This is a genomic window from Weizmannia acidilactici (assembly GCF_008974225.1).
Classification (GTDB): Bacteria; Bacillota; Bacilli; order Bacillales; family Bacillaceae_C; genus Weizmannia; species Weizmannia acidilactici.
This window is the reverse complement of sequence record NZ_BKZR01000076.1, coordinates 1-3,854: the sequence shown is the minus strand read 5'-3', so window position 1 is coordinate 3,854 and position 3,854 is coordinate 1. Positions and strand designations below refer to the sequence as shown.

Genomic DNA, 3,854 nt, shown 5'->3' with positions numbered 1-3,854 from the left:
CCTCCTCCTACTCGATTACCTGTACCTGTATATAAAAAACTTTACTGCTTTTGCCGGATTGCAGCCCGTTTTACTCAAAATTGCTGCTTTATGAAGGATATGAAAAGGCGGCAAAAATCTATGAAATATTTTTCGGAAAATGAAATTCTTTTTTGTTTGCAAATTTATTTTTTAAACAATTGCATCTTATTGAATAATTTTTTCTTCGTGAGATAATGATCACGTAATAAAGATAACGTTTTCTTTAAGGAGAGATTTACTATGCCAGATAAAAAGTTTTCAGTAGTGATCGCCGGCGGAGGCAGCACCTATACTCCGGGAATTGTTTTAACATTGCTAGACAATTTAGACAAGTTTCCAATTAGAAGTTTAAAGTTTTACGATAATGACGGGGAGCGGCAGCAAAAAATTGCGGATGCTTGCGCTATCATGATTAAAGAAAGGGCCCCGGAAATAGAATTTTTGGCAACGACCAATCCTGCAGAAGGGTTTACAGATGTCGATTTTGTAATGGCACAAATCAGGGTTGGAAAATATGAAATGCGCGAAAAAGATGAAAAAATTCCATTGAAACATGGGGTTGTGGGTCAAGAAACAACAGGGCCTGGAGGAATTGCTTACGGTTTAAGGTCCATCGGAGGCGTTTTAGAGCTTATTGACTATATGGAAAAATATTCTCCAAATGCCTGGATGTTGAATTACTCAAACCCGGCTGCAATCGTGGCTGTAGCTACAAATCGCTTAAGACCGAAATCTAAAATTATCAATATTTGTGACATGCCAATTGGAATTATGGATCGGATGGCAAAAATATTAAAATTAGATTCTTATAAAGAACTGGATTTCGACTATTATGGTTTGAATCACTTTGGATGGTGGACGGCTGTAAGAGATAAGAAAGGCAATAATTTAATGCCGCAGCTTCAAGCCTATGTCAGGGAACACGGATATATATTGCCTGATGAAAGCGGGACAGAAAAAAGCTGGAGAGAGACTTTTGAAATGGCTAAAAATGTCTATGCACTCGATCCGGAAACATTGCCAAACACTTATCTGAAATACTATCTATATCCGCAGGAAGTTGTTAAACATTCTGATCCGAATCATACAAGGACGGATGAAATCAGATTGGGCCGCGAAAAATTTGTTTTCGAAGAATGTGCCAAAATTACGGAATCCGGAACAGCAGCAAACAGCGCCTTTAAATCAGATGAACATGCTTCTTACATTATTGATTTATGCCGTGCTATTGCTTATAACACAAAAGAACGCATGCTTGTCATTACCCCAAATAAAGGGGCAGTAGAAAATCTGGACTCTGATACAATGGTGGAAATTCCTTGCTTAATTGGTGCAAATGGGCCTGAACCACTCGCCCAGGGTAAAATCCCGCGCTTCCAAAAAGGGTTGATTGAGGAACAAAACAGTGTTGAAAACCTGGTTGTCGATGCCTGGACAGAGGGTTCATATACGAAATTATGGCAAGCATTAAGCTTAAGTAAGATTGTACCAGATGCAGGACTGGCCAAAATTATTTTGGATGAACTGGTTGAAGCAAATAAGGATTACTGGCCGGAATTAAAAATCGGGCGTCCTGAACCGGTTTTAAGCTGATCAAACAAGGTAATCAACTAAAGGGATAATAAATTTATTTAATCATGCTCCTTTACATCATTACTAAGTGAAACCAAAAATGAGGAGCGGTAAATCTTTTTAAAAAGAAAAAAGATCTTATCGCTTCTCATCATATTCCTAAAAAGGAAAGCGGTTTCCGGTCTGGAGGATAACGATGAAAAGTATACAAAGATTTGGCGGTGCAATGTTTACACCTGTTTTACTTTTCTCATTTGCTGGCATTATGCTGGCCATCAGTATATTATTTTGCAATCCTTCTGTTTTTGGAAGCCTTGCAAGTGAAGGAACCTTATGGTACGGCATATGGGATACTGTACAACAAGGTTCATGGACAGTATTTAATCAAATAGAATTATTATTTGTCGTCGGCCTACCTATCGGGCTGGCAAAAAAAGCTTCCGGAAGAGCTGCAATGGAAGCTTTGGTTACGTATCTTACATGGAATTATTTTATAGCGGCCATCCTTACCCACTGGGGAAAATTTTTTGGAATTATGCATTACGGAAGGGCTTTAGCTGAAAATAGCACAAACGAAGGCTTGAAAATGATTGCCGGAATTAAAACTTTTAATACAAGCATCATAGGTGCCTTGATTATAGCGGGGATCGTTGTCTACTTGCACAACAGATTTTTTGAATATAAATTGCCTGATTTTTTGGGCACCTTCCAGGGTTCTGCTTTCGTCGTGATTCTTGGCTTTTTTACCGTTTTGCCCTTGGCATTCATTACCTGTTTAATTTGGCCGAAAATTTCATTTGGCATCGGATCATTACAATCATTCATGGCTCATGCAGGTCCTGTTGGGGTTTGGATTTACTGTTTCCTTGAACGTGTTTTAATTCCAACAGGTCTTCATCATTTTATTTATATACCTTTCCAATATGGGCCAGCCGCAGTTCCGGAAGGCCTAACGAAATGGTGGCTTATGCACTTGGAGACATTTGCAAATAGTAAGGAATTGCTGAAATCAATGGCTCCTCAAATGGGATTTCTGCTGTATGGCAATGAAAAAGTTTTTGGTATACCAGGAATTGCATTGGCATTTTACTTTACCGCAAAGAAAGAAAACAGGAAAAAAGTATTGGCCCTGCTGGTACCAGCAGTAATTACATCTGTACTTGCCGGCATTACCGAGCCAATTGAATTTACATTCCTGTTCGTAGCGCCGCTTTTATGGGTGATTCATTCCCTATTGGCAGCAACATTAGATACGACACTGTATTTATTTGGTGTAGTTGGTGATTTAAGCGGAGGCATTATTGACATGGCCGGGAAAAACTGGATTCCGCTTTTTCAAAATCACTGGACAACATATTTAACGCAAATTGCAGTTGGACTCTTATTCACGGCTATTTACTTCTTTGTATTTAGATTTTTCATTTTAAAATTCAACTTTGCAACGCCAGGCAGGGAAGCGGATGAAGAAGAAGAGATTACATTAAAGACAAAACAGGATTATAAGAATAAAAAATTAGCACAAGGGGTGCAAGAAACAGCTGCAGCATCTTGCACAGACCCTTATTCGGAAAGAGCGGCAATTTACCTGGATGCGTTGGGCGGAAAAGAAAATATCAGTGATGTGACCAATTGTGCTACCAGGTTAAGAGTGACAGTGGTAGATCCACAGAAAGTGAAACCGGATAGCGCATTTAAAGCGGGAAAAGCTGCGGGTGTTGTGAGAGCAGGAAGAGCATTCCAAGTTATCGTAGGGTTGGATGTCCCCCAAGTCAGGGAAAAATTTGAAGAACTGTTGAAACAATAAAACTTTTTGGATAGAGTCAACATCTTATATAGTGATAAAATTGGATGTAAGGACACAAGAAAGGGTGTTGACTCTCTATGGATTTGGAACAAAAGGTGAATCAAAGCTTCCAACAATTAAATTCAGATGAAATACAATGCCTGAATTTTATTATCGAACATAAAGATATTGTTAGCAATTCAACTTTAAATGAAATTAGCAAGCTTTGCCATGTTTCCGCTTCTTTCTTGTTTAGAACCATCAAGAAGGTCGGGTACTCGGGTTTTTCTGAATTAAAATATGAAATCAAAAAGGAAGAAAACACGTTGAAAGAAATGACCGGCCAGCCGGAAAATATTAATTGCAAATTGCATGAAGACATTGATAAAACCATCAAATATTTTAATACTGTCAATCACACGGAAATGTTTCGTTCTATTATGGAAGCCAGCCGTATCTTTTCTTATGGCACAGGTTG

General features: G+C 38.6%; 2 protein-coding genes and 1 pseudogene. All 3 read left to right on the top strand.

Annotation, left to right across the window (positions count from 1 at the left end):
• Positions 1–261: 261 nt before the first annotated feature.
• Entirely contained in the window at positions 262–1,614 is a 1,353-nt protein-coding gene (locus GBH70_RS16095) for a 6-phospho-alpha-glucosidase (RefSeq protein WP_151681979.1), read from the top strand.
• A gap of 175 nt (positions 1,615–1,789) precedes the next feature.
• Entirely contained in the window at positions 1,790–3,397 is a 1,608-nt protein-coding gene (locus tag GBH70_RS16090) for an alpha-glucoside-specific PTS transporter subunit IIBC (protein WP_151681978.1), read from the top strand.
• Between the two features lie 77 nt (positions 3,398–3,474).
• Positions 3,475–3,854, top strand: a pseudogene (locus tag GBH70_RS16085) (MurR/RpiR family transcriptional regulator); the annotation flags it as partial.